We start from the raw sequence: 23,117 nt of genomic DNA on the forward strand, positions 1-23,117 counted from the left end.
AATTGGTAATGCAAGGTAGTTATTTTTTTGGCTAGCTATCTTGTATCACCAAGTACCTTGAGGGGGAACAGACATGGCTCTCAGAAGCCAATTGTTGAAAGGGGTATTGGACGCTTGTGTCATGGCGGTTGTGGAAGAGCAACCCGTTTATGGCTATGAGCTGTCACAGAAACTTCAAGCAATCGGTCTGCCGGATATCAGTGATGGCACCATATACCCAGTGTTGCTGAGGCTTCAGAAAAATGGTTTTATCCGCGGGGAGATGAGGCCATCTGCATCAGGGCCCAACCGCAAATATTATTTTTTGACCGATCAAGGACAAGCAGAGCTGGAACAGATTGCTGCTGAATGGCTGGAAATCGCCAAACCGGTCAGCCAATTATTGAAAAGGGGTGGAGGATATGAGAAAGACAGCTGAACTGATCGAAGAAAACAATCACAAAAGGGAATTGCTGAACGTTGAAAACGAAAAGGTATACGAAGATTTACTTTTGTATCTAAGAACCGATCTTCGGATTGATGAACACGCAGGGGAAGAGATACTTATGGATCTGCTGGACCATTTGGTGGAAGCACAAGAAGACGGCAAGTCTGCAAAAGAGTTGTTCGGAGAATCGCCTCAGAAATATGCGGACGAACTGATTGAAAATTTACCAAGCCAAAAGAGAAGGAATGTTTTTTTGTTCAGCGCTTCACAGGTTCTCGGCTTAACGGGTTGGTTTGCAGCTAGCTTTGGGATGATTAGCCTGATCGTGTCGTTTTTCCGTCCGGTGGATAACAGCATTGCCCTTGGCAGCTTATTGCTCATGCTGCTGTCTGTGATGCTAGTGGCATTCGTGGGCGTTTCGGTGATATTTAAAATTATCCGTTCCTCGGTATTTCAAGCAGAGAAAAAGAAGTGGCAAGCTTATGTAAAAGCCGGATTATATGGTGCTGCGGCTTTTGCGTGTGTAGTCTTGATAGCATGGCTATTCCAGGATTTTGGGCCAGTCATCAAATTAGAATGGTGGCTTTTCCTGCTGATTGGTTTGGCTTTTCTGGCGTTCAGCAAACTGATGTACAAGTGGTCTGAATAGAACTTTCTCCAGGGAAACTGAAATTTTCATGTTCGTCCTGTATGATGAAACTAACAGAAAGAATAACTGAGGGGAGATTTGTAAGATGGACATGGAACAACAGGAATTAAACTGCTGGATCAAAAAGTATCCATTGCTGAAGAACATCATCAATTTGAAACCGGTCGTCTGGCAAAATCCGAAAATGAAAAAAATCGGTGAAATGACGCTTCCAATCGGCCTTCGGGAGATGGAACAGGCAGAACAGCTGTGGCAGCGTTTTGCTCCATATTTGTCAGCAGAATTTCAGGATACCTCAGCAGCAGGCGGGATTGTGGAATCGCCTCTGCGCGAAATTCCATCCATGAAAGAGCGGCTCAGTGTACATTACGATGGAGATATAGGAGGCAAGCTGTTTCTTAAATGTGATAACGAATTGCCGATAGCGGGATCGATTAAAGCGCGCGGCGGTGTTTATGAAGTGCTGCATCATGCAGAAAAATTGGCCATGGATGCCGGCTTGCTGAACGTCGACGAATCTTACGGACAATTCTCATCCGAACGGTTCAAACAGTTTTTCAGCCAGTACTCCATTGGCGTAGGTTCGACGGGAAATCTTGGCCTAAGCATAGGCATCATCAGTGCCAAACTCGGTTTTCAGGTATCTGTTTATATGTCTTCAGACGCGAAACAATGGAAAAAAGACCTGCTGCGTGAAAAAGGGGCAACAGTAGTGGAATTTGAAGGAGATTTCAGCGAAGCGATATTGGCTGGCCGAAAGCAGACACTGGCTAAGCCGGATGCTTATTTTGTCGATGACGAAAAATCTAAACATTTGTTTCTGGGCTATAGCGTCGCTGCTTTCCGCCTCAAAAAGCAATTGGAAGACTTAGGCATACCAGTGGATGCCGAGCATCCGCTGTTTGTCTATCTGCCGTGCGGAGTGGGAGGCGCTCCTGGAGGCATTGCATTCGGACTGAAGCAGGTGTTTGGCGATGCGGTCCATTGCTTCTTTGTGGAACCGACGCATTCGCCTGCAGTGCTGATCGGTTTGATGACCGGTGAAAAAGACAAAGTCAGCGTCCAGGATTTCGGCATCGACAACGTGACTGAAGGGGACGGATTGGCTGTTGGCAGACCGTCAAGTTTCGCTTCAGGAATCAGTGAACAAACAGTCAGTGGCATCTATACAATTGAAGATCCGGAACTGTTTAAATTATTGGCGCTGTTGGCCGATAGCGAAACGATTTTTGTTGAGCCATCGGCCACAGCCGGATTGCTGGGGCCGGTGAAAATACAGGCAACCGATTATGCCGAAACAAATCAGCTGCAGATGGCTGCGGCTAGTCATATCGTCTGGTCGACTGGAGGCGCCTTGGTGCCGAAAGAAGAAATGGAAGGGTTTTACCGACGCGGAAAAACCTATTTGGGAGGTGCTGAATAAATGGATTTGTCATGGATTATGATTATTATTGGGGCTGTTCTTGTATTGGTCTATATCTTTTATAATGCCACGGAACAGCGGATTAAAGCCTTGGAAACCAGAGTCAGGCATATGGAGAAACTTCTCCAGAAATCCTCGCAAGGTGAAACGTTTACAGAACCTGAAATCAATAAAGAACTCCGGCGACTGCTGCAGCAAGGGAAAAAAGTCGAAGCCGTCAAACGAACCAGACAGGAATTCGGCTGGTCACTGTTGGAAGCGAAACAATATGTAGATGAGCTGAAGGGTGGAGAATGATGCAGCGATGTGAAATCTGCCAGACTTCATTTACTTGGAAACAAGTCAGCAAGTCTCTTTGGCTGGCCTATAAACCGATTGCCTGCCCGGCTTGCGGCAAGCTCTATAAAGTCCAATTCCTTTCAAGGATTTTGGCATCGGTTTTGCTAGTTGGACCAATCTTCGCTTTCAGCTCCTTTGCCTATCCAATTAGCACATATGCATTAATTTTTGGCGTCTTGGTCTTGTTTCCGGTTATTTCTCTCTTGCTGCCTTATATATTGCGATACCGCCTGGCTTAAAAGATCCTTTTAAAGGATCTTTTTTTTATTGGGCAGGAGATTTTGTTCTAACAGAGAATAATGCAGATAACAAAAAAACAGGAAAGGAGGGGAGAAAAATGAGTGTCCAATCCAAGCATATTTTTGTCAACTTGCCGGTAAAAAATTTAGATCGGTCCAAAGCATTTTTCGAAGAAATGGGCTTTGGGTTTGACGAAGAGATGACAGATGAAAAAGGAGCCTGCATGATTATCGGGCCATCGATTTACGGGATGCTGCTGACTGAAGAGTTTTTCAGGAGTTTTTCAAAAAGAGAAATTGCGGATACCTCGAACAGTGCGGAAGTGATTACAGCTATTTCTGCAACCAGCAAAGATGAAGTGGATAGCCTGGTCAATGCTGCTTTCGCAGCAGGAGCTCAACAAGCCGGTGAAAAAATGGATGATGAATATATGTATCTCAAGAGTTTCAAGGACCTGGACGGGCATATGTGGGAAGTCCTCTATATGACTGAGGAAGAAACAAAATAAAGTAAAAAAAAGCATCTCGGAGAAAAATCTCCGGATGCTTTTTAAAGGTAGTCCGCATAACGCTTTTCAAGGTAGTTCTGCAAAATGGTCATCGCTGAACAGATCGCCCAGTAGATCAATGCCACCAAAATCAACATGGTCAATAAATCATATTCACGGGCGCCGACGATCCGCGCTTTCTGAAAAATCTCCGGAACGGTGATCATGGCAGCCAATGAAGAGGCTTTGATCAAATCCAAGTAGACATTCGATAAAGGCGGGACCGCAATCCGCACTGATTGCGGCAAAATGATCCGGCGCATCGATTGCCAATAGGTCAAGCCGAGTGCAGTGGATGATTCCCATTGCCCTTTATCGACTGAGGCAAGAGATGAACGGAATACTTCAGCGATATAAGCGGCACTGTTGATGGTGAATCCGATCAAGGCGGCCTGCACGGCTGAAAATTCAATGCCGATGACCGGCAGGGCGAAATACAGCAAGAACAGGATCACCAGAATTGGAACACCTCGCATAAAGGAAATATACAGGCGTGCAGGAAATTGCAGAATCTGTAACCGCGATGTACGGGCGAGTGCCAGGAAAAAGCCGATGAATATGCCAAGAACCATACTGACTACGGAAATCAATAAGGTATAGCCGATTCCTTCCAGTACGTAGGGAAGGGATTCGATCGCCAATGCCGGGTCAAACAGCAATCCCCATTCGATATCATTCATCAGACAACCTCCTGCTTAATTTTCTTCAATGTCCGGTTTGACAGAGACATCCGCACCGCCGAAAAATTCTGCAGAGATTTCAGTGATCGTGCCGTCTGCAAGCATCTCTTCCAATGCTTTATTGACGTTATCGGCCAATTCGGTATTGTCTTTGTTCATAACGAGCCCAACTTCTGACGGAGCATATTTGATGTCAGGGTGAATGGTGATATTTAAGTCAGGAAAAGCTGCGACACCGAATGTGGATAGATAATAATCGTTCAGGATAACATCGGTACGGCCGATTGAAACATCGCGCAAATACACTTCGTTTGTGGCGTTGTCATAAGTTACTTCTTCTGCGCCGTATTCACGTGCAATTTCCATATAGATTGACGTAGAAGCACCTGCTGCTTTTTTCCCAGGAAGGTCTTCCAAACTTGCGATGCCGGACAAATCATCTTTTCTCACAACCGCAGTCCCATAGGAATGCTTGATCGGAGTCGAGAAGATAAACTCTTCCGCACGGTCTTCAGTGATTTCAATATCATTGGCTGCAATGTCAATTTGCCCTGTATTGACACTTGTCAGCATTTCATCAAATCCGATTTCAGTGAACTCAATATCAAGATCCAAACGTTCCCCAAGTTCCCGGACAACTTCCACTTCAAAACCCGTCAGTTCATCCGTCTCCGCGTTATGAAAAGATGTGGCCAATAGCGTCCCGGAAGTCGCAACAGTCAATGTTCCTTGTTCCTGAATTTCATCCCACGCGGTTTTCTTTTCTTCAGTTTGTGTTTCGTCATTGCCACAGCCTGCCAGCATAGCTACAGCAATGGCACTTGCAGCAAAAAATAAATTTCTCTTAGTTGAGTATGTATACACGTGTAAAGCCCCCTTAAATTTTCAATCCTTTATGAACATAGCATTTAAGTCTGGCCAGGGCAACGGGTTATGCTTAATATGTGTGAAAACTCTTTCGGGTTAACATATTAATATTATGTAAACTAAATGAGTGCAGCCATTACGCTTTCAATTTCGCAGTAAATAAACTTGTTAACATGATGTCTAAGAGTGATGAAGGAGTAAACAGACTGCTTGGATAAATAGGTCAATTCTCTCCAATAAACTGTGGAATTCCATGTTAATTGCAGTTCACTGATTAACTTCAATAAAAAACCGGAAAGCATAAAGCTTTCCGGCATCCTAACTTATTTTTTCAATTTAATGACCAGTTCTTCATCTGGCGTGACGAATACGGTTTTCTGTTCAAAATAAATGACGAATCCAGGTTTTGAGCCATTCGGCTTTTTCACTTGGCGGACTTCAGTGTAATCGACCGGTACAGAAGAAGATTCACGTGCTTTGCTGAAGTAAGCAGCAATCGTAGCAGCTTCGAGTATAGTCGTTTCATCGGGATTGCTGTCATGGATGATGACGTGTGAACCCGGAATGTCTTTTGTATGAAGCCATGTATCGGATTTGGAAGCTACTTTGAATGTCACGTAATCGTTTTGCTTGTTGTTTTTGCCGACAGAGATTGGCGTTCCGCTAGAAGAAACATAGGCTTCTAAAGAAGGCTTGGTCGGTTTTTTCTTTTTCTTCGATTTTTGAGCCTTCATAAACCCTTGCTCAGCGAGTTCTTCACGGATTTCTTCGATATCGGAAATGCCGGCTTGTTGGACTTGAGACATCAAGGTCTCGAAATACTCGATATCCTCTGTCGTTTTGTCGATTTGTTCCTGGGTTTTGACGACGGCTGTTTTCGCTTTCTGGTAGCGTGAATAATAACGCTGGGAATTGTCGATCGGCGTTTTCCGCGGATCCAACGTGATGGTGACTTTTTCATCGTTGTAATAATTGTCGACTTCGATTTCCTTCATGCCCTTGGTGATGCGGTGAAGGTTGGCCATGATCAATTCGCCATTTAATTGAAGCGTTTCACGTTTTTCAGCTTGGTCCTGTTCTTTTTTCAATTTCTTCAGCTTCAGTTTCAACTTGGAAATTTCATTTTGCAGCCATCTTTCCAGATCCCCGGCCTGCTGTTTAACACGGTCGCGTTCGGCTTTTGCGTAATACATCCGGTCAAGCAGTTCGCCGAGTGTCGGGAATTCCAGTCCTTCTTCTTGGATATGGGTCAACGGAGTGGCAGAGAAAAAGCTTTTGCCGCCATGTTCGACATAATAGCCTTGTGGCTGCTGTTTCAGGAAATCTGCCAGAAATGCTTCAGCAATTGCCGCCTTCTTGTCGGAAGTTTCCAGGCGAAATGCAAGTTCACGCGCATTTAATGGAGAAAATCCGGAAAATTGGCTGACGATTTCTGTTGGCTCTGTAACCGCCAATTCCTCGGCTGCTTCGAACGGATCTTTTTTCTCCTGGGATGGAGGGAAGATATAAGGCTGGCCGGGAAGAATGGTGCGAAAAGAGTTGACGCTTGGCGGCAAATGTTTCAAGCTGTCGAGAATCATCGTACGCTCCGCATCGATCAGGATGACGTTCGAATGCCGACCCATCATTTCGACGTGGAGTTCACGTTCGATGTCATCGCCGATTTCATTTTTTGCTTTGATCTTCAGCATGATCAGGCGGTCCATCCCGTATTGGGAGATTTCGGTGATGACGCCGCCTTCGATGTGCTTGCGAAGCAGCATGCAGAACATCGGCGGTTCAGAAGGGTTGATGTTTGCTGCGGCCGTCAAGTGAATCCGTGAATAGGACGGATGGATGGAAATCAACAATTTATGGTTCTTTCCTTGGGCACGTATATGTAGAAGCAGTTCAAGCTGGTTGGGCTGATGAACTTTTGAAATTCTGCCGGTGACGAGCTGTTGAAGTTCGCTTGTCATCGATTTTGTAAATAATCCATCAAATGCCATTAAATATCCCTCTTTCAAATCGTTTTGTTCCATCTTATCATTTTCTCGGTGTATTATGATATAATAAGACAGTTAGTTAGAAAACGAAGAATAAGGTTCAGCAGAAAATGTCCGTGAAACAATCTGTGAAAAGCAGGAGAATTCAGTTCGGTTTGCTGGATGCGAAAATGGAACGGCACATCGGGTGATCCGGTAACGGCAGAGCTGGAACCTTTAGTTCTGGCGTTTGAAAGAAAATGATGATGAGGCAAGTGAGGGATAAAATGAGAAACCAACGTGGACTGCTGATAGTCCTATCAGGGCCTTCGGGTGTTGGAAAAGGCACCGTAAGAAAAGAGCTGTTCTCACAGCCAGATACAAATTACGAATACTCCATCTCGATGACGACTAGAGCGCCACGGGAAGGGGAAGTTGATGAAGTCGATTATTTCTTCAAAACACGCAGTGAGTTTGAGGAATTGATCGAGCAGGATCAACTGCTCGAATATGCAGAGTTCGTCGGAAATTACTACGGGACGCCGCTTGAGTACGTCAACAAGATGCGCGATGCGGGCCGTGATGTATTTCTGGAAATCGAAGTACAGGGTGCTGCCCAGGTCCGTTCGAAAGTTCCGGATGGCCTGTTCATCTTTTTGGCGCCGCCGAGCTTGTCGGAACTTGAAGAAAGGCTGGTCGGGCGTGGCACTGAATCGGATGACGTGATCGCTTCCCGCCTGCAGGCCGCGAGGCAAGAGTTGGAAATGATGAACTTGTACGATTATGTAGTCGAAAATGACGAAGTTGAAAATGCCTGTGACCGAATCAATGCCATCATTATTGCGGAGCATTGCAAACGTGAACGTGTTGAAAAACGATATTTTGATATGCTAAAGGAGAATGTCTGATGTTATACCCATCCGTTGATAAACTGAAAAGCCGAATTGATTCAAAATACTCGCTGGTTGCGCTTGCTTCTAAACGTGCACGCCAATTGCACGAACACGGTGATGAAAAATTGGATTCATATGTTTCTACTAAATCGGTCGGAAAAGCACTTGAAGAAGTAGCCGCCGGCGCTTTGACACAGGAAAAACAAGATGAATTTGCAGTATACGAAGACGAAATTTAACCATTAATCGCAACAGACGACTCCCAGAGCAAACTTGTTCTTTGGGAGTTTGTTGTTTAGAAAGGGTGTTTGAGTTGTTGGAGAATCGTAAAATCCTACTATGTGTCAGCGGAGGAATTGCCGTCTATAAAGCTGTGGCGCTTGTCAGCAAGCTTTCTCAGGCGGGAGCTTCCGTTAAAGTCATCATGACCCGTTCAGCACAGCAATTTGTGCAGCCGCTGACGTTCCAGGTCATGTCCAGAAACGATGTCTATACCGATACATTTGATGAGAAGGATTCTTCCGTCATCGCACATATCGATCTTGCGGATTGGGCAGACCTGATCATTGTTGCACCGGGCACAGCCAATGTCATCGGCAAATTGGCAGGCGGCATCGGTGACGATATGGTCACGACCACTTTGCTGGCAGCAACCGCTCCTATCTGGATTGCTCCGGCAATGAATGTCCATATGTACGACCATCCGGCAGTGAAACGCAATATCCAGCAGCTTCATGAAGACGGCATCCGTTTTATCGAACCTTCCGAAGGCTTTTTGGCCTGTGGCTATGTCGGCAAAGGACGCCTTGAAGAGCCAGAAAAAATCACAGAGCTCGTCAAAGGTTATTTTACGCGCGAGCATAAACTTGCTGGAAAAAAAGTCATTGTTACCGCTGGGCCGACACGTGAACGCATCGATCCTGTTCGGTTTCTGACCAATTTTTCAAGCGGCAAGATGGGCTATGCCATGGCAGGTGCTGCTGCGGAGATGGGAGCCGAAACCATTTTAATCAGCGGTCCCGTGTCATTGCCGGTGCCAAGCGGCGTTACCCGGATACTGGTGGAAAGTGCTGAAGATATGCTGCAGGCAGTCGAAGCGCATTACGACAGTTCAGATTACGTCATCAAAACGGCTGCTGTGGCTGATTACCGACCAAAAACAGTAGCTGATCGAAAAATGAAGAAACAAGAAGGCGGCTCGACCATCGTTCTTGAACGGACAGTCGATATCCTTCAACAGCTGGGCGAAAACAAGAAAAACCAGGTGTTGATCGGTTTCGCGGCCGAGACCAATGATGTTGGACAATACGCCAAAGATAAATTGGAACGTAAAAATGCAGATTATATTATTGCCAATGATGTAACAGAAGCACAGGCGGGTTTTGAATCGGATACCAATCGGGTGACAGTCTACGGGAAAAACGGCTTTGAACAAGCATTTGACATGATGTCCAAGCAGCAATTGGCCCGCCAATTGCTTGACTTGATTACGGAAAAGGAAAAACTGCATGATAGCTGAAGTCATTGTGGACGTAGCTGCCCATCCGATCGACCGCCCTTTTGATTATGCCATTCCGAAAGAAGTGGCAGTCCTGGCAGAGCCGGGAATGCGTGTCAAAGTGCCTTTTGGCAACCGCAAAGTACTAGGGTTCATCACTAAGCTCAAAGAGACTTCAGAATTTGACCCGAAACGCCTGAAACCGATTCATGAGCTGATGGACGTGGTGCCGGTTTTAAATGAAGAACTGCTGAAGATGGCCCAATGGATGAAAGAGCAAACGGTTTGTTTTGAAATTGACGCGCTGCAGGTCATGGTGCCAGCAGCTTTGCGGGCAAAATACGAGAAGCGTTTTGTACTGAATGCACCGCTTGAAGAAATTGCAGCGCCTTTGCGCATCTATTTCGAAAAACGGCCTTTTATCCGGCTGCAGGACGCAGTGGACATATATAGTCTGCTGAAAAAAGAGATGGAAAAAGGCACAATCATTGCGGATACCGATATTCAACAGCAAACCGCTGTTAAAAAAGTCCGTATGATTCATATCTCTGACAGCATTGAAAAGCTGGAAGCCATTGAAATTCGTGCCAATGCCAAGCAACAGCTGAAGTTGATGGACTTTTTCCTAAAAAATCCGGGCCGTTCGATCGAATCTTCCCAACTTCAGAAAGAAGCGGAGGTTTCGCTGCCGACAATCTACAGCTTAGTGGAAAAAGAAGCCGCTCAGATTTCCAATATGGAATCGTACCGGGATCCGAAGCTGCTGACTGAAATCGAGCAAAAATCGTCGCTGCAATTGACCGGAGCCCAACAAATCGCTTTTGATTCGATTGAAAATGCATTGAATACACCGAAGACCTTTCTGCTGCATGGCATTACTGGTAGTGGAAAGACCGAAATCTATCTGCAGACCATCGACCAGGTGCTGAAGCAAGGAAAAGAAGCGATCATGCTGGTGCCGGAAATTTCGCTGACCCCTCAAATGACCATTCGCTTTAAAGAGCGTTTCGGAGACCAGGTCGCTGTTTTGCACAGTGGATTGTCGGCTGGCGAAAAATACGATGAATGGCGAAAAATCCAGCGGGCTGAAGTGAAAGTGGTAGTAGGGGCACGTTCGGCTATTTTTGCGCCTTTTCAGAATCTGGGCCTGATCATTCTGGATGAAGAGCATGAATCCAGCTATAAGCAGGACGATTCCCCACGCTATCACGCACGCGACATGGCCATTTGGCGCAGTGAATACCATAATTGTCCGGTTATTCTTGGCAGCGCAACGCCTTCATTGGAATCATATGCACGTGCACAAAAAGGTGTCTATGAATTGTTGGTACTGGAAAAACGGGCAAAAAACCAACCATTGCCGGATGTCCATATTGTGGATATGCGGGAAGAACTGCGCAACGGCAACCGGTCCATGTTTTCGGTGCAATTAGCGGATGCCATCCGCGACCGTCTGGAGAAAAAGCAGCAGACCGTATTGTTCCTCAATAAACGCGGCTATTCATCGTTTGTGTTATGCCGGGATTGCGGAACGGTCATGCAATGCCCCAATTGTGATATTTCGCTGACTTACCACCGCTCAAGCGAAACGATGAAATGCCATTATTGCGGCTATGATGAACGCGTACCGAAAACCTGTCCGGAATGCGAAAGCGAACATATTCGGTTTTTCGGAACCGGTACGCAGAAAGTCGAAGAAGAACTGGCGAAAGTGGTGCCGGAAGCACGCGTTCTTCGAATGGACGTCGACACGACGCGCAATAAAGGTGCACATGAGAAAATCCTGTCTGCATTTGGCAATGGCAAAGCAGACATCCTGCTGGGTACCCAAATGATCGCCAAAGGCTTGGATTTTCCGAACATCACATTAGTGGGCGTGTTATCGGCAGATACGACGCTGCATCTGCCTGACTTCCGGGCGGCGGAAAAGACTTATCAATTATTGACGCAGGTCAGCGGCCGCGCAGGGCGGGATATTCTGCCGGGAACGGTTTTTGTCCAATCCTATACGCCGGAACATTACGCCATCACGTTGGCGAAAGACCAATTGTATGAGCCGTTTTATGAACAGGAAATGGCCATGCGCAGAGCGAGTGGTTATCCGCCGTATTACTATGTCGTCAACATCCAGTTTACGCACGAAGATTTAATGACAGTGGCTGAATACGCCGATCAAACGGTCCGTTATTTGAAGAGCCACTTGTCTCCCAACACCTTGATCATCGGGCCCTCAGCTTCCCTGATCGCCCGTGTCAACAATAGATATCGTTATCAATGTTTGATAAAATACAAAAAAGAACCGAAACTGACCGATACGATGCAGCAACTGATCAAAATCCATCGCACGGAATGGCTGAAAAAAGGCGCCACGCTGTCGATTGACATGAATCCGACATCGGTCATGTAACAGAAAAGAGGAAATGAATATGTCTATTCGAATGGTAGTAAAACACCCGAACGAAGTATTGGAAACGAAATGTCAGCCGGTGACGGCTTTTGATAAAAAATTGGCTGCGCTTTTGGATGATATGCATGAAACAATGGTGGAATCGGACGGCGTCGGCATTGCCGCCCCTCAAGTGGGCGTAGCAATTCGTGCCGCGATCGTTGATTTCCGTGAAGGGCAGGATCCGATTGAAATGATCAATCCGGAACTGGTGCTATTTGAAGGCGCTGAAACCGATATTGAAGGCTGCCTCAGCTTCCCAGGGATTTTTGGGGAAGTGGAGCGCTATGACCACATCAAGATTAAAGCGCAGGAACGCGACGGTTCCTGGTATGAGCTGGAAGCGGAAGGCTATGAAGCCCGCGCGATCCAGCATGAAATGGACCATTTGGACGGCGTCTTGTTTACCAGCAAAATCACAAAATATGTGACACAGGAAGAATTGGATGAAATGATCCGCCAGCAGGAAGAAGAGGAGGAACAGGTTTGACCAAAATCGTATTTATGGGAACCCCTGCCTTTTCCGCACCCATTTTGCGGATGCTCGTCGAGGAAGGCTATGAAGTCATTTCCGTCGTTACGCAGCCGGATCGGCCAGTCGGACGCAAAAAAATTATGACGGCAACACCGGTTAAAGAAGAAGCGATGCGCCTTGGATTGCCGGTCTATCAACCGGAAAAACTGAAAAATCCGGAAGAGCTTCAACATGTGTTGGATCTTGAAGCTGATTTGATTGTTACTGCAGCATTTGGGCAGATTTTGCCAAGTGAGATTTTGGAAGCGCCGAAACTTGGAGCCATCAATGTCCATGCGTCATTGTTGCCGGCATACCGCGGAGGCGCGCCGATCCATCAAGCCATCATGGATGGCCAGAAAGAAACAGGCGTTACAATCATGTACATGGTGGACCGGTTGGACGCTGGCGATATCATCTCGCAGGTGGTCGTACCGATTGAAGAACGCGACCATACGGGCAGCATGTTCGACAAGCTGAGCATTGCCGGGCGTGATCTGTTGAAGAGAACACTGCCGCCGATTATTGCGGGAACAAACGAACGCATACCTCAGGACGAACAGGCGGTTACTTATGCCCGCAATATTTCGCGTGAGCAGGAACGCATCGACTGGTCGAAGCCAGCTGCGGCCATCTATAACCAAGTTCGGGGATTGCATCCATGGCCAGTTGCTTACACAACGTTCAATGGAGCGAATATGAAAATCTGGTGGGCTGAAAAAACGTCATCAAACGCCAGCGGCCAAGCCGGCAAAGTTGTCGGCTTGACCGAAGACTCGATTTTGGTCCAGACCGGAGAAGGCGTTTTGGCCATCACCGAATTGCAGCCGGCAGGAAAAAAACGCATGACGGCAAAAGAGTATTTAAAAGGACCTAAAATCCAGGCAGGAGATTTATTCGAATGAAAAACAAAAAACTTCAAGGCAACGTCCGCGATGCCGCATTCTCAATCCTATGGGCAGTGGAGAACAAGCAGGCTTACAGCAACTTATTGCTTCACCAGACGATTGAAAGCTATGGCATTGCAGCTAAAAACAGGGGCTTGCTGACGGAAATCACATATGGCACTCTCCAGCATCAAATGACACTGGATTATTACCTGGAACCTTACCTGAAAGGAAAAATCGAACCTTGGGTTAAAACCTTGCTGAGATTATCCTTGTACCAGATTGTCTACTTGGATCGGATTCCTGCACACGCAGTGGTCCATGAGGCGGTTGAAATCGCAAAACGCCGTGGACATGGCGGAGTGGCTTCTGTGGTCAATGGCGTTCTGCGTTCAGTTCAGCGCAATGGCGTCCGTTCGTTCAACACCATCAGTGACCCATACGAAAAGATTTCCATCGAAACGAGCCATCCGATCTGGATGATCAGACGTTGGGCAGAACAATTCGGTTTGGAAAAAACACGTGAAATGGCATTGGAAAACAACAAAACACCGTTACAGACTGTCCGTGTCAACACCACCCGTGCCACAGTCGAAGAAGTGATTGAAATGCTTCAATCAGAAGAACTGGAGGCAGTGCCGAGTAAATTCATCCCGGAATGCCTGGTTGTCACGAATGGCCAACCTGCCCGCACGGCTACATTCGAAAAAGGCTTTATCACCATCCAAGATGAAAGTTCCATGCTGCCGGCTTATGCCCTGCAGGTTGAACCGGACATGACGGTGCTTGATATGTGCGCAGCACCTGGCGGCAAAACCACCCACATTGCGGAAAAGATGAACAATAGCGGAACTTTGTATGCGCTTGACCTGCACGCGCATAAAGTAAAGCTGATTGACGAAACAGCCAAGCGATTGGGCCATACGGTCATTGAAACAGAAGTGGGCGACGGCAAGAAAAGCGTTGAACGTTTCGGTGAAGAAAAATTCGACCGCATCCTTGTGGATGCTCCGTGCAGCGGTTTGGGTGTCATCAAACGTAAACCTGATATTAAGTATACGAAAAAAGAAGAGGACTTCGCCCGTCTGCAGAAAATCCAACTCGAGCTGCTGGACCAGGCAGCCCGCCTATTAAAAGAAGGCGGCATCGTGGTCTATAGCACCTGTACAGTGGATGCCATGGAAAACAGAGGGACAGCTGAACAGTTTTTGAAAGAACATCCCGAAATGGAGAAAATCCAGGCAGCCTTGCCTGCAGCCATGGGCATCAAGCATACAGGCTTTGTTCAGGTATTTCCGCAGGATTATGGAAGCGATGGTTTTTTCATCGCGGCTTTTCAAAAGACCCAGAAAACAGCAACAGCTTAAAGCAGGATAAGATTAGAATCGGGGTGTCATGATTTGTTTCGGTATGTGGTAGAAAGTGATCCAGGTAGGATCCGTGAAGTAAATGAGGACAGTGTGGCGGTATTAAAACGCCCCGACGGCCTCCTATTGGCAGTCGTGGCAGATGGAATGGGCGGACATAAAGCCGGCGATGTTGCCAGCAAAATGACAGTCGATCAGCTCAGCCAGTATTTTCTGGAAGATGAGGCAATGTCGTTCCTGACGCTTGACAGCAAAAGGAAATGGCTTTCGGAACGGATTCAAACAGTCAACCGGCTGGTTTTTGAACATTCGTTGGCCAACCCGGAATGCAAAGGGATGGGCACGACGTTGATTGCGGCGCTGATTGATGACAAAGAAGGCATTTTATGCCATATCGGCGACAGCCGTGCTTACTTGATCAATGGCGGCATCAGTCAGATTACACGAGACCATTCGTATGTCAATGTGCTGGTCGACAGCGGGGAAATCAGCCAGGAAGAAGCTGAAGAACATCCGAAGAAAAATTGGATTGTCCGGGCGCTCGGGACCGAGGCTGAGATTGAAAGGGAAATGATCAATTTCTCTTTTGATGAAGCCTCCTATCTATTGATTTGTTCAGATGGCCTCAGCAATAAAGTTTCGAAAGAGGAATTGGCTTCCATCGTCAGATCAACAGCTCCGCTTTCCCAGAAAGGGCAGGAGCTGGTCACTTTGGCCAATGATCTTGGAGGAGAAGATAATATTTCCTTGATTCTTCTGTCCTCTGTGGATGAGGAGGTATAAGTATGTTGATAGGCAAAAGCGTCAACGGCCGCTATAAAATCAAGGAATTGATTGGCGGCGGCGGAATGTCCAATGTGTATTTGGCACATGACATGATTTTGGACCGTGACATCGCGATCAAAATCCTCCGTTACGATTTTTCAAATGAAGAAGAACTGCGCAGACGTTTCCAACGGGAAGCGTTGTCCACCACCAGTCTGGCACATCCGAACATCGTCAATATTTTTGACGTGGGCGAAGATGGATCTGTCCATTACCTGGTGATGGAATACGTTCCAGGGAAAACCTTGAAAGAGTACATAATCGAACATTCACCAGTATCGCCTGAGCGGGCTGTTGAGATTATGAAACAATTGACATCGGCTTTAGCACATGCCCATCACAATCAAATCGTCCACCGGGACATTAAACCTCAAAACATTTTGATGGATGCCGAGGGCAATGTGAAGATTTCCGATTTCGGTATTGCCATGGCGTTGAGTGCAACGTCCTACACCCAGACCAATTCTGTGCTGGGGACCGTCCATTACTTGTCTCCTGAACAGGCACGCGGGGGCACAGCAAATAAAAAATCCGATATTTACTCACTCGGTATTGTCATGTACGAATTGATCACGGGCAAGCTGCCGTTTTCCGGTGAATCGGCTGTATCGATTGCCTTAAAGCATCTGCAGACCGAAACCCCTTCTTTGCGTGATACAGTTCCGGCACTTCCTCAAAGTTTGGAAAATATCGTTTTAAAAGCCACTGCAAAAAACATGCAACACCGTTATCAGTCGGCTGATGAAATGGAAGAAGATCTGGCTTCAGCTTTATTGCCGGAACGTCTGAATGAACCGAAATTCATGGTTCCTGAGGATCAGGATGAAACGCGTGCCATGCCAGCAATCAAAGACGCCGCTGCTTATACGACTGTGGCGGATACGAAAACGATGCCATTGCCGGTCAATGAAGTGAAAAAAGAACAGCAAATTCCACCCAAGAAGAAAAAGAAAAAATGGCCATGGATTCTAGGGATTCTAGCTTTTCTGCTGATCAGCGGATTGGTTCTCGCTATTGCTTTTCCGAGTTTATTCGAACCAAGACAAGTGGCTGTTCCGGATATAACCGGCATGGAGCGCAACGAAGCACTTGAAGAACTGCAGGCCGCAGGGTTTATTGCGGGTGAAGAAACAGATGAATACTCGGAACAGATAGCAGCTGGTCATGTGGTTCGAACGATACCGGAAGCCGGAAAAATGAGGGACCGCGAAACCCAAATTCAATTATTTGTCAGTATGGGCAAAGAAGTTGCTGAAATGGATGATTTTGTCGGCAGTACCCTCGAAGAGGCAGAAGAAGCACTGGAAGAACAGAAATTTGCGCCAGCTGAGTCCAGTGAAGAATTTTCCGACCAGCCGGTGGGCACCATTTTGACTCAAGAACCCGCAGCTGGTGAAGAAGTCATCATCAGTGAGACCACTGTAGAGTTTATTGTCAGCAAAGGTCCGGATCTTCGCAATGTAGAGAATTTGGCAGGATTTACAGAAGAGAACCTCAATGAATACGCCCGTTCTTCCGGATTTAATATCCGCATAATATCGGAACAAGCATCTGATGAAGTCGAAGCGGGGAAAGTCATGTCCCAGACTCCTGCTGCTGGAGAACAGTTGGAAGCTGGCAGTACAATTGAAGTCGTTATCTCAGCAGGCCAACCGGAAAAACCGATGAAAACCTATATCCATACTGTAGAAATTCCATATGAACCTGCTGAACCCGCCGCAGAAGGCGAAGAGCCTGTGGAGCAGACCGTCCAGATCTATGTCCAGGACAATTCACAGACGATGGTAGAGCCTGTCGAGGAGTTTGCCATTACAGAAGACAAGCAGCATCGCATCGAAATGCAGATTGCCGAAGGAGAAAGGGCTTCTTACAGGATCGTCCGGGATTCTACGGTCATCCAAGAAGAAACTTTTGAATATTCAAGCGTAGACTAAACAGCAACTAAAGGAGTGGAAAGATGCCGAAAGGTCAAATCAGAAAAGCATTGAGCGGATTTTACTACGTATTGGATGAAGACGGACAGCGTTACATCCAATGCCGTGGCCGTGGGGTATTTCGCAATCGACAAATAACGCCGCTCGTCGGGGATTACGTCGACTACAAAGCGGAAAACAACGATTTGGAAGGGACGATCCTGCATGTTTATGAGCGGAAAAACGAATTGGTGAGGCCGCCAATTTCAAACGTCGATCAAGCCATCCTTGTTTTTTCAGCCAAACAGCCGGACTTCCATCCGTTGTTATTGGACCGTTTTTTAACCGCTATTGAGTCGCATTCGATTCAGCCGATCATTTGCCTGACAAAAATGGATCTGCTGAAAGAGGCAGAGAAAGACAAAATCCAACGCTATGTAGCTGATTACGAAAAGATTGGTTATGAAGTAATTCCGACTTTCATTGATGATCCTGCGTTAAAAGATCGTTTGATGCCCGTCCTGGAAGGGAAGATCAGCGTTCTGGCAGGGCAGTCGGGAGTGGGGAAATCAACTTTGTTGAACACCATCCTGCCATCTTTGGAGTTGAAGACGGACGATATATCCAAAGCGCTGAACCGCGGAAAGCATACCACGCGCCATGTTGAACTGATTGCGGTCAATAATGGCTTACTGGCGGATACGCCTGGCTTCAGTTCATTCGATTTTGAAACCATCGAACGGGAAGAGTTGTCTGCCTGTTTCCCGGAATTCGCAGCGCGTTCCAATGACTGCAAATTCCGTGAATGTTTGCACATGAATGAACCTAAATGTGCGATTAAAGCGGCCGTAGAGGCTAATGAAATTCCTGATTACCGTTACAAGCATTACCTGAAATTCCTGGAAGAAATAATGAGCCGAAAGCCGAGGTATTCAAATGATTAAAATTGCACCGTCTATTCTAGCAGCCGATTTTGCAAAACTTGGAGAAGAAGTATTGGAAGTGGAAAAAGCAGGAGCCGATTGGATCCATGTGGATGTTATGGATGGCCATTTTGTACCGAATATTTCATTTGGGCCGATTGTCTTGAATGCTATCCGCCCGTTGACGGAATTACCGATGGATGTCCATTTGATGATTGAAAATCCGGATCTTTATATTGAAGAGTTTGCGAAAGCAGGTGCTGACTTTATCACGGTTCATGTAGAGGCATGCCCGCACCTTCACCGGACTATTCAATTGATCCGTTCGTTTGGCGTCAAACCGGGTGTTGTTTTGAACCCGCATACACCGATTGAAACGATACAGCATGTGTTGGAAGATATTGATTTGGTTCTGTTCATGACTGTAAACCCTGGTTTTGGCGGACAGAAATTCATTCATTCTGTCGTTCCAAAAGTCAAGCAGCTGTCGGATATCATTAAGGAAAAAGGCCTTTCCATCGAAATTGAAATAGATGGCGGCATCAACGAAGAAACCATCAAACCTTGTGCAGAAGCTGGCGCGACTGTCTTTGTGGCAGGATCAGCCATCTACAGCAAGAAAGACCGGACGCAGGCTCTTCAAGCGATCAGGAAAGCGGGAGAAGAGGCGATTTCGTGAAACTCATCCTGATTGCAGGAGGTCCGGCAGGTGAACTGCCGGACTTTTCTTTTTTTCCGGAAGCTTCTTATATCGGCGTCGATTCGGGTACGTTGACGCTTCTCGAAAAAGGCATTCGGCCATTAGCGGCCGTAGGCGATTTTGATTCGGTTACTGCTGAAGAATATGAAAAAATACTTGCAGTCATGCCGGAATTGGCACGGGCTCCATCTGAAAAAGAACAGTCCGATACCGAGTTGGGACTGGAGAAGGCGATGACCTATCGTCCGGATCAAGTCATCTTGACAGGGGTAACAGGCGGACGGCTCGATCATTATATGAGTGCTTTGCATATCATGTTCAGTTACCAGCAGAAATTCCCGGAAACCCACTTTCTCCTATTGAATAACCAAAACCGCATTCGCTTCCTAAGTCCAGGCACGCACGCCGTGGAAAAGGATGAACGCTATCGTTATGTTTCGTTTTATCCATTTGCAGAGGAAGTGGAGGGATTGACTTTGTCGGGATTTAAATACCCAGTGACCGATGAAGCTGTGCCTTACGGGACCACGCGCTTTGTCAGCAATGAACTGCTTGGGCATGGCAGTGTCATTATACAAAGCGGAAGCTGTCTGATGGTGGAAAGTTCCGACGCTTAAACATTCAAAGCGACACAAAACAGGCAGCGAGAAGGAGACTCCTTCTCGCTGCCTGTTTTACAGTTTTATATTACGTTGAAGCGATTATGTAAGCATACTTTTACAACGAAAAAATGCCGGGCTGATTAGATCAGCACCGGCATTATCCATGAGCGATTATACGCGCTCAACTTTTCCTGATTTCATGGCTCTTGCAGAAACCCATACACGTTTCGGTTTACCGTCTACAAGGATGCGAACTTTTTGAAGGTTTGCTCCCCATGTACGTTTCGTCGAATTCATTGCGTGCGAACGGGCATTTCCGGCGCGAGCTTTACGTCCACTAATTGCACATACTTTAGGCATGTAAGTCCCTCCTCACAAGTGAAGCTGAAAATTATTATAGAATTTCAGTTCGTTTTTCGTTTCACATACTTTAATAATTTACCACAGACATATCGGGTTTGCAACTATATTTCGAGGTCTTTAAAGAAAAAAACCTTTACACCCTAAAACGCCTCCTTTTCTTCTATAAGGGTTTAAGGTAGAATGAAAAGAGTGAAATAGGACTCAAGGAGGAATTTCAATGTCGATTGAATTGAAGAACGAATATGGTCAAATCGATATTTCCAATGATGTAATTGCTCAAATAGCAGGCGGCGCCGCTATCGAATGCTATGGTATTGTAGGCATGGCAACGAAACACCAGATACGTGACGGCTTGACAGATATCCTTCGCAAAGAAAATTTTGCTAAAGGAGTGCTTGTGCGCCAGGAAGATGACGATTTGGTCATTGATATGTATGTCATCATCAGTTATGGTACAAAAATTTCTGAAGTGGCTTATCAAGTCCAGTCCAAAGTGAAATACACAGTAAACCAAACATTAGGAATGTCAGTAAAAGCAGTAAACATTTTTGTCCAAGGAGTTCGTGTAACGAACCCGTAGGAGGAGGAAGAGTCAGTTATGAAGTCATTAAACGGATTAAAGTTCGCTGAAATGGTGCAGATGGGATCACACCATCTTTTTCAAAATGCGGATTATGTTGATGCATTAAACGTGTTCCCGGTGCCTGATGGCGATACAGGAACGAATATGAATTTATCGATGACTTCTGGAGCGAAGGAAACGACTGCCCAAGCAGAAGAACACATCGGCAAAACAGCAAACGCTTTATCAAAAGGCTTGTTGATGGGTGCCCGAGGAAATTCGGGTGTTATTCTTTCTCAGCTTTTCAGAGGTTTCAGCAAATACATTGCAGCCGAAACGGAATTGTCCGCACTTAAGTTTGCTGAAGCTCTTCAGCATGGCGTAGAGACGGCGTATAAAGCTGTAATGAAACCGGTTGAAGGAACAATTTTGACGGTCGCAAAAGATGCGGCTGCCAAAGGCATGGAAACAGCGAAGACAGAAGAAGATATCATTGTATGGTTCGAAACGGTTTTGGCGGAAGCACAGGCTTCTTTAGAGAGGACTCCGGATCTTTTGCCCGTTTTGAAAGAAGTGGGTGTCGTTGACAGTGGCGGACAAGGTCTTGTATATGTCTATGAAGGTTTCTTGGCTTCATTGAAAGGCGAAGAATTACCGGAAAAACATACGCATAACTCAATGACGGACTTAGTCAGTGCAGAACATCATAAAAATATTGCGAGCTTCATGGATACAGCTGATATTGAATTTGGCTACTGCACGGAGTTTATGGTGAAATTTGAAAAAGGCAAGAAAGAGTTTAACGAAGCTTTATTTCGTTCTGATTTGAGTGAGTATGGAGATTCTTTGCTGGTCATCGCTGATGACGAAATTGCAAAAATTCATATCCATTCGGAAGAACCAGGAAAAGTGCTTACATATGGGCAGGACTACGGAAGCCTGATCAGCATGAAAATAGAAAATATGCGTCAGCAGCATATTGATATTGTGGGCGAAGACTTCCAGAAAAATGCACCAAAACAGCAGACAGTACAGCCATACGCGGTGGTGACGGTTGCAATGGGCGAAGGTATCGCAGACTTGCTTCGCAGCATCGGCGCTTCCTATGTTATTGAAGGCGGCCAGACGATGAACCCATCGACAGAAGATATCGTCAACGCGGTCAAGTCGATCGGTGCAGAGCGCGTGCTGATCTTGCCGAACAACAAGAACATTATTATGGCTGCAGAACAGGCAGCTGAGCTTTTGGATATAGAAGCCGCAGTCGTACCGACAAAAGATGTACCTCAAGGGATGTCTGCTTTGCTGGCCTTTAATCCAGATGCTTCGGTGGAAGATAACCAGGCTGCCATGGCGAGCGCTTCAAAACATGTGAAATCTGGATCTGTGACGTATGCGGTCCGTGATACTTCAATCGATGGCATCGAAATTAAAAAAGATGACTTCATGGGGATTTCCGAAGGCAAAATCGTTGTCTCTGACAGCAACCTGGATTCAGTAACCGAAAAACTGGCTAAACAGCTGGTGGACAGTGAAGCGGAAATTGTCACCATTCTTTTCGGTGAAGATGTGACAGCGGCAGATGCTGAAAAACTGGGGCAATTCATCGAAACGCTGAACGGTGATGTCGAAGTTGAAATTCACGAAGGCAAACAGCCTTTGTATCCATTTATAATTGCTGTAGAATAATATTTTTTATTCATTCGATCCAGTAAAATCAAGAAACGGGCGCATACTCTGTATGCGCTTTTATTTTTGTTAAATATGTCGAAATCGTGTAAACTATTGATATACGTAACCGAAAGAGAGGGGTTTGAGCCATGAAGTTCAAATCTGTTTTTGATATTATCGGCCCAGTCATGATTGGGCCTTCATCTTCGCATACTGCGGGAGCAGCCCGCATCGGAAGAGTAGCGAGGGATTTATTCGGCAGACAGCCGAACTGGGCAAAAGTGCATCTTTATGGCTCGTTTGCAGAAACCTATAAAGGACATAGCACGGATGTCGCAATCATTGGTGGATTATTGGATTATGACACGTTTGATGAACGCATTAAGACTTCATTCGAGGAAGCTGAGAAAGTGGGAATGTCGTTTGAGTTTATTCCGGAGATCGGCCATGTAGACCATCCGAACACAGCGCGCATCGTCATCGGTGACCAGGATTCTGAAATGTCGATGATGGGCATTTCAATCGGCGGCGGAAAAATTGAAATTACGGAATTGAACGGCTTTCCACTTCGCTTGTCAGGCAATCACCCGGCGATTCTGGTAGTTCATGAAGACCGTTCAGGCTGTATTGCCAATGTGGCAAACTGTTTGTATAAATATGATATTAATATTGGCCACATGGAAGTATCCCGCAAAGAAAAAGGGCATATGGCATTGATGGTCATCGAAGTCGATCAAAATGTGGATCGAGAAGTAATGGATGAGTTGAGAAAACTTCCGAATATCACGCAGGTGACGAGAATCGCCGATTAAATTGG

At 46.3% G+C, this 23,117-nt stretch carries 25 protein-coding genes; 21 read left to right on the forward strand and 4 right to left on the reverse strand.

What is annotated here, in order from left to right; genetic code table 11:
- The first annotated feature begins 73 nt into the window (after nt 1-73).
- The 6 genes from IRE19_RS03935 (at nt 74) to IRE19_RS03960 (ending at nt 3,586) form a co-directional block, all read left to right on the forward strand.
- On the forward strand, nt 74-418 hold the full coding sequence (locus tag IRE19_RS03935; protein WP_203339411.1) for a PadR family transcriptional regulator: 345 nt from the start codon (nt 74-76) through the stop codon (nt 416-418).
- Nucleotides 402-1,076 carry a DUF1129 family protein gene (locus IRE19_RS03940; protein ID WP_203339412.1) on the forward strand — a complete coding sequence of 225 codons (675 nt, stop codon included), beginning with the start codon at nt 402-404 and terminating at the stop codon, nt 1,074-1,076. Before IRE19_RS03935 ends, IRE19_RS03940 begins: the two co-directional genes overlap by 17 nt.
- Before the next feature lie 85 nt (nt 1,077-1,161).
- Nucleotides 1,162-2,499: a D-serine ammonia-lyase gene (dsdA, locus tag IRE19_RS03945; RefSeq protein ID WP_203339413.1), complete on the forward strand. Its 1,338-nt coding sequence runs from the start codon at nt 1,162-1,164 to the stop codon at nt 2,497-2,499.
- A 6-nt stretch (nt 2,500-2,505) separates the two neighbouring features.
- On the forward strand, nt 2,506-2,796 hold the full coding sequence (locus IRE19_RS03950; RefSeq protein WP_203339703.1) for a hypothetical protein: 291 nt from the start codon (nt 2,506-2,508) through the stop codon (nt 2,794-2,796).
- On the forward strand, nt 2,793-3,077 hold the full coding sequence (locus IRE19_RS03955; protein WP_238943044.1) for a TIGR04104 family putative zinc finger protein: 285 nt from the start codon (nt 2,793-2,795) through the stop codon (nt 3,075-3,077). Before IRE19_RS03950 ends, IRE19_RS03955 begins: the two co-directional genes overlap by 4 nt.
- A 98-nt stretch (nt 3,078-3,175) precedes the next feature.
- Nucleotides 3,176-3,586, forward strand: coding sequence for a VOC family protein (locus IRE19_RS03960; protein WP_203339414.1), 411 nt, complete (start codon nt 3,176-3,178; stop codon nt 3,584-3,586).
- A gap of 41 nt (nt 3,587-3,627) precedes the next feature.
- On the opposite strand, the gene IRE19_RS03965 is transcribed toward IRE19_RS03960, so the two are convergent.
- From IRE19_RS03965 to IRE19_RS03975, 3 genes are all read right to left on the reverse strand, one after another.
- The gene (locus IRE19_RS03965; RefSeq protein WP_225218383.1) at nt 3,628-4,308 is read right to left on the reverse strand and encodes an amino acid ABC transporter permease; all 681 of its coding nucleotides are present in this window, start codon (nt 4,306-4,308) and stop codon (nt 3,628-3,630) included.
- A gap of 12 nt (nt 4,309-4,320) precedes the next feature.
- Nucleotides 4,321-5,109, reverse strand: coding sequence for a transporter substrate-binding domain-containing protein (locus IRE19_RS03970; protein WP_203339705.1), 789 nt, complete (start codon nt 5,107-5,109; stop codon nt 4,321-4,323).
- A gap of 386 nt (nt 5,110-5,495) precedes the next feature.
- Nucleotides 5,496-7,160, reverse strand: coding sequence for an Rqc2 family fibronectin-binding protein (locus tag IRE19_RS03975; protein WP_203339415.1), 1,665 nt, complete (start codon nt 7,158-7,160; stop codon nt 5,496-5,498).
- A gap of 263 nt (nt 7,161-7,423) precedes the next feature.
- Here IRE19_RS03975 and gmk point away from each other — a divergent pair, with 263 nt between their 5' ends.
- From gmk to IRE19_RS04035, 12 genes are all read left to right on the forward strand, one after another.
- On the forward strand, nt 7,424-8,044 hold the full coding sequence (gene gmk / locus IRE19_RS03980) for a guanylate kinase (protein ID WP_191714024.1): 621 nt from the start codon (nt 7,424-7,426) through the stop codon (nt 8,042-8,044).
- Nucleotides 8,044-8,268, forward strand: coding sequence for a DNA-directed RNA polymerase subunit omega (gene rpoZ, locus IRE19_RS03985; protein WP_142826599.1), 225 nt, complete (start codon nt 8,044-8,046; stop codon nt 8,266-8,268). Before gmk ends, rpoZ begins: the two co-directional genes overlap by 1 nt.
- A 74-nt stretch (nt 8,269-8,342) precedes the next feature.
- Complete coding sequence (coaBC, locus tag IRE19_RS03990; RefSeq protein ID WP_203339416.1) at nt 8,343-9,548, forward strand: bifunctional phosphopantothenoylcysteine decarboxylase/phosphopantothenate--cysteine ligase CoaBC; 1,206 nt, start codon at nt 8,343-8,345, stop codon at nt 9,546-9,548.
- Nucleotides 9,538-11,934, forward strand: coding sequence for a primosomal protein N' (priA, locus tag IRE19_RS03995; protein WP_203339417.1), 2,397 nt, complete (start codon nt 9,538-9,540; stop codon nt 11,932-11,934). The genes coaBC and priA overlap by 11 nt, the downstream gene beginning before the upstream one ends.
- 19 nt (nt 11,935-11,953) lie before the next feature.
- Nucleotides 11,954-12,463, forward strand: coding sequence for a peptide deformylase (def, locus tag IRE19_RS04000; protein WP_191714027.1), 510 nt, complete (start codon nt 11,954-11,956; stop codon nt 12,461-12,463).
- Nucleotides 12,460-13,392, forward strand: coding sequence for a methionyl-tRNA formyltransferase (gene fmt / locus IRE19_RS04005; RefSeq protein WP_191714028.1), 933 nt, complete (start codon nt 12,460-12,462; stop codon nt 13,390-13,392). The genes def and fmt overlap by 4 nt, the downstream gene beginning before the upstream one ends.
- Nucleotides 13,389-14,741 (forward strand): 16S rRNA (cytosine(967)-C(5))-methyltransferase RsmB, encoded by a 1,353-nt coding sequence (gene rsmB / locus IRE19_RS04010; RefSeq protein ID WP_203339418.1) that lies wholly within the window; start codon nt 13,389-13,391, stop codon nt 14,739-14,741. The genes fmt and rsmB overlap by 4 nt, the downstream gene beginning before the upstream one ends.
- A gap of 33 nt (nt 14,742-14,774) precedes the next feature.
- Nucleotides 14,775-15,524, forward strand: coding sequence for a Stp1/IreP family PP2C-type Ser/Thr phosphatase (locus IRE19_RS04015; RefSeq protein ID WP_203339419.1), 750 nt, complete (start codon nt 14,775-14,777; stop codon nt 15,522-15,524).
- 2 nt (nt 15,525-15,526) lie between these two features.
- Nucleotides 15,527-17,500 (forward strand): Stk1 family PASTA domain-containing Ser/Thr kinase, encoded by a 1,974-nt coding sequence (pknB, locus tag IRE19_RS04020; protein WP_203339420.1) that lies wholly within the window; start codon nt 15,527-15,529, stop codon nt 17,498-17,500.
- Between the two features lie 23 nt (nt 17,501-17,523).
- Entirely contained in the window at nt 17,524-18,423 is a 900-nt protein-coding gene (rsgA, locus tag IRE19_RS04025; protein ID WP_191714032.1) for a ribosome small subunit-dependent GTPase A, read from the forward strand.
- Complete coding sequence (gene rpe, locus IRE19_RS04030) at nt 18,416-19,081, forward strand: ribulose-phosphate 3-epimerase (protein ID WP_191714033.1); 666 nt, start codon at nt 18,416-18,418, stop codon at nt 19,079-19,081. Before rsgA ends, rpe begins: the two co-directional genes overlap by 8 nt.
- Nucleotides 19,078-19,719 (forward strand): thiamine diphosphokinase, encoded by a 642-nt coding sequence (locus IRE19_RS04035; protein WP_203339421.1) that lies wholly within the window; start codon nt 19,078-19,080, stop codon nt 19,717-19,719. Before rpe ends, IRE19_RS04035 begins: the two co-directional genes overlap by 4 nt.
- 156 nt (nt 19,720-19,875) lie before the next feature.
- Here the strand turns inward: IRE19_RS04035 and rpmB are convergent, their stop codons facing one another.
- A complete protein-coding gene (rpmB, locus tag IRE19_RS04040; protein ID WP_049693306.1) occupies nt 19,876-20,064 on the reverse strand; it encodes a 50S ribosomal protein L28 in 189 nt (62 codons plus the stop codon).
- A 220-nt stretch (nt 20,065-20,284) separates the two neighbouring features.
- Between rpmB and IRE19_RS04045 the strand changes: the two genes are divergently transcribed.
- The 3 genes from IRE19_RS04045 to sdaAB all read left to right on the forward strand — a co-directional run bounded on the left by IRE19_RS04045 (nt 20,285) and on the right by sdaAB (nt 23,112).
- A complete protein-coding gene (locus IRE19_RS04045; RefSeq protein ID WP_191714035.1) occupies nt 20,285-20,647 on the forward strand; it encodes an Asp23/Gls24 family envelope stress response protein in 363 nt (120 codons plus the stop codon).
- A gap of 18 nt (nt 20,648-20,665) precedes the next feature.
- Complete coding sequence (locus IRE19_RS04050; protein ID WP_203339422.1) at nt 20,666-22,318, forward strand: DAK2 domain-containing protein; 1,653 nt, start codon at nt 20,666-20,668, stop codon at nt 22,316-22,318.
- A gap of 131 nt (nt 22,319-22,449) precedes the next feature.
- The gene (gene sdaAB / locus IRE19_RS04055; RefSeq protein ID WP_203339423.1) at nt 22,450-23,112 is read left to right on the forward strand and encodes an L-serine ammonia-lyase, iron-sulfur-dependent subunit beta; all 663 of its coding nucleotides are present in this window, start codon (nt 22,450-22,452) and stop codon (nt 23,110-23,112) included.
- The last annotated feature ends 5 nt before the right edge of the window (nt 23,113-23,117 follow it).

Source organism: Planococcus beijingensis (assembly GCF_016820615.1).
GTDB classification, from domain to species: Bacteria; Bacillota; Bacilli; order Bacillales_A; family Planococcaceae; genus Planococcus; species Planococcus notacanthi.

Bases quoted from the DNA above. Each gene is read 5' to 3' on its own strand.
- IRE19_RS03935 (WP_203339411.1), top strand. From the start codon at position 74: ATGGCTCTCAGAAGCCAATTGTTGAAAGGGGTATTGGACGCTTGTGTC.
- IRE19_RS03940 (WP_203339412.1), top strand. From the start codon at position 402: ATGAGAAAGACAGCTGAACTGATCGAAGAAAACAATCACAAAAGGGAA.
- dsdA (WP_203339413.1), top strand. From the start codon at position 1,162: ATGGACATGGAACAACAGGAATTAAACTGCTGGATCAAAAAGTATCCA.
- IRE19_RS03955 (WP_238943044.1), top strand. From the start codon at position 2,793: ATGATGCAGCGATGTGAAATCTGCCAGACTTCATTTACTTGGAAACAA.
- IRE19_RS03960 (WP_203339414.1), top strand. From the start codon at position 3,176: ATGAGTGTCCAATCCAAGCATATTTTTGTCAACTTGCCGGTAAAAAAT.
- IRE19_RS03970 (WP_203339705.1), bottom strand. From the start codon at position 5,109: ATGCTGGCAGGCTGTGGCAATGACGAAACACAAACTGAAGAAAAGAAA.
- IRE19_RS03975 (WP_203339415.1), bottom strand. From the start codon at position 7,160: ATGGCATTTGATGGATTATTTACAAAATCGATGACAAGCGAACTTCAA.
- gmk (WP_191714024.1), top strand. From the start codon at position 7,424: ATGAGAAACCAACGTGGACTGCTGATAGTCCTATCAGGGCCTTCGGGT.
- rpoZ (WP_142826599.1), top strand. From the start codon at position 8,044: ATGTTATACCCATCCGTTGATAAACTGAAAAGCCGAATTGATTCAAAA.
- priA (WP_203339417.1), top strand. From the start codon at position 9,538: ATGATAGCTGAAGTCATTGTGGACGTAGCTGCCCATCCGATCGACCGC.
- def (WP_191714027.1), top strand. From the start codon at position 11,954: ATGTCTATTCGAATGGTAGTAAAACACCCGAACGAAGTATTGGAAACG.
- rsmB (WP_203339418.1), top strand. From the start codon at position 13,389: ATGAAAAACAAAAAACTTCAAGGCAACGTCCGCGATGCCGCATTCTCA.
- pknB (WP_203339420.1), top strand. From the start codon at position 15,527: ATGTTGATAGGCAAAAGCGTCAACGGCCGCTATAAAATCAAGGAATTG.
- rsgA (WP_191714032.1), top strand. From the start codon at position 17,524: ATGCCGAAAGGTCAAATCAGAAAAGCATTGAGCGGATTTTACTACGTA.
- rpe (WP_191714033.1), top strand. From the start codon at position 18,416: ATGATTAAAATTGCACCGTCTATTCTAGCAGCCGATTTTGCAAAACTT.
- rpmB (WP_049693306.1), bottom strand. From the start codon at position 20,064: ATGCCTAAAGTATGTGCAATTAGTGGACGTAAAGCTCGCGCCGGAAAT.
- IRE19_RS04045 (WP_191714035.1), top strand. From the start codon at position 20,285: ATGTCGATTGAATTGAAGAACGAATATGGTCAAATCGATATTTCCAAT.
- IRE19_RS04050 (WP_203339422.1), top strand. From the start codon at position 20,666: ATGAAGTCATTAAACGGATTAAAGTTCGCTGAAATGGTGCAGATGGGA.
- sdaAB (WP_203339423.1), top strand. From the start codon at position 22,450: ATGAAGTTCAAATCTGTTTTTGATATTATCGGCCCAGTCATGATTGGG.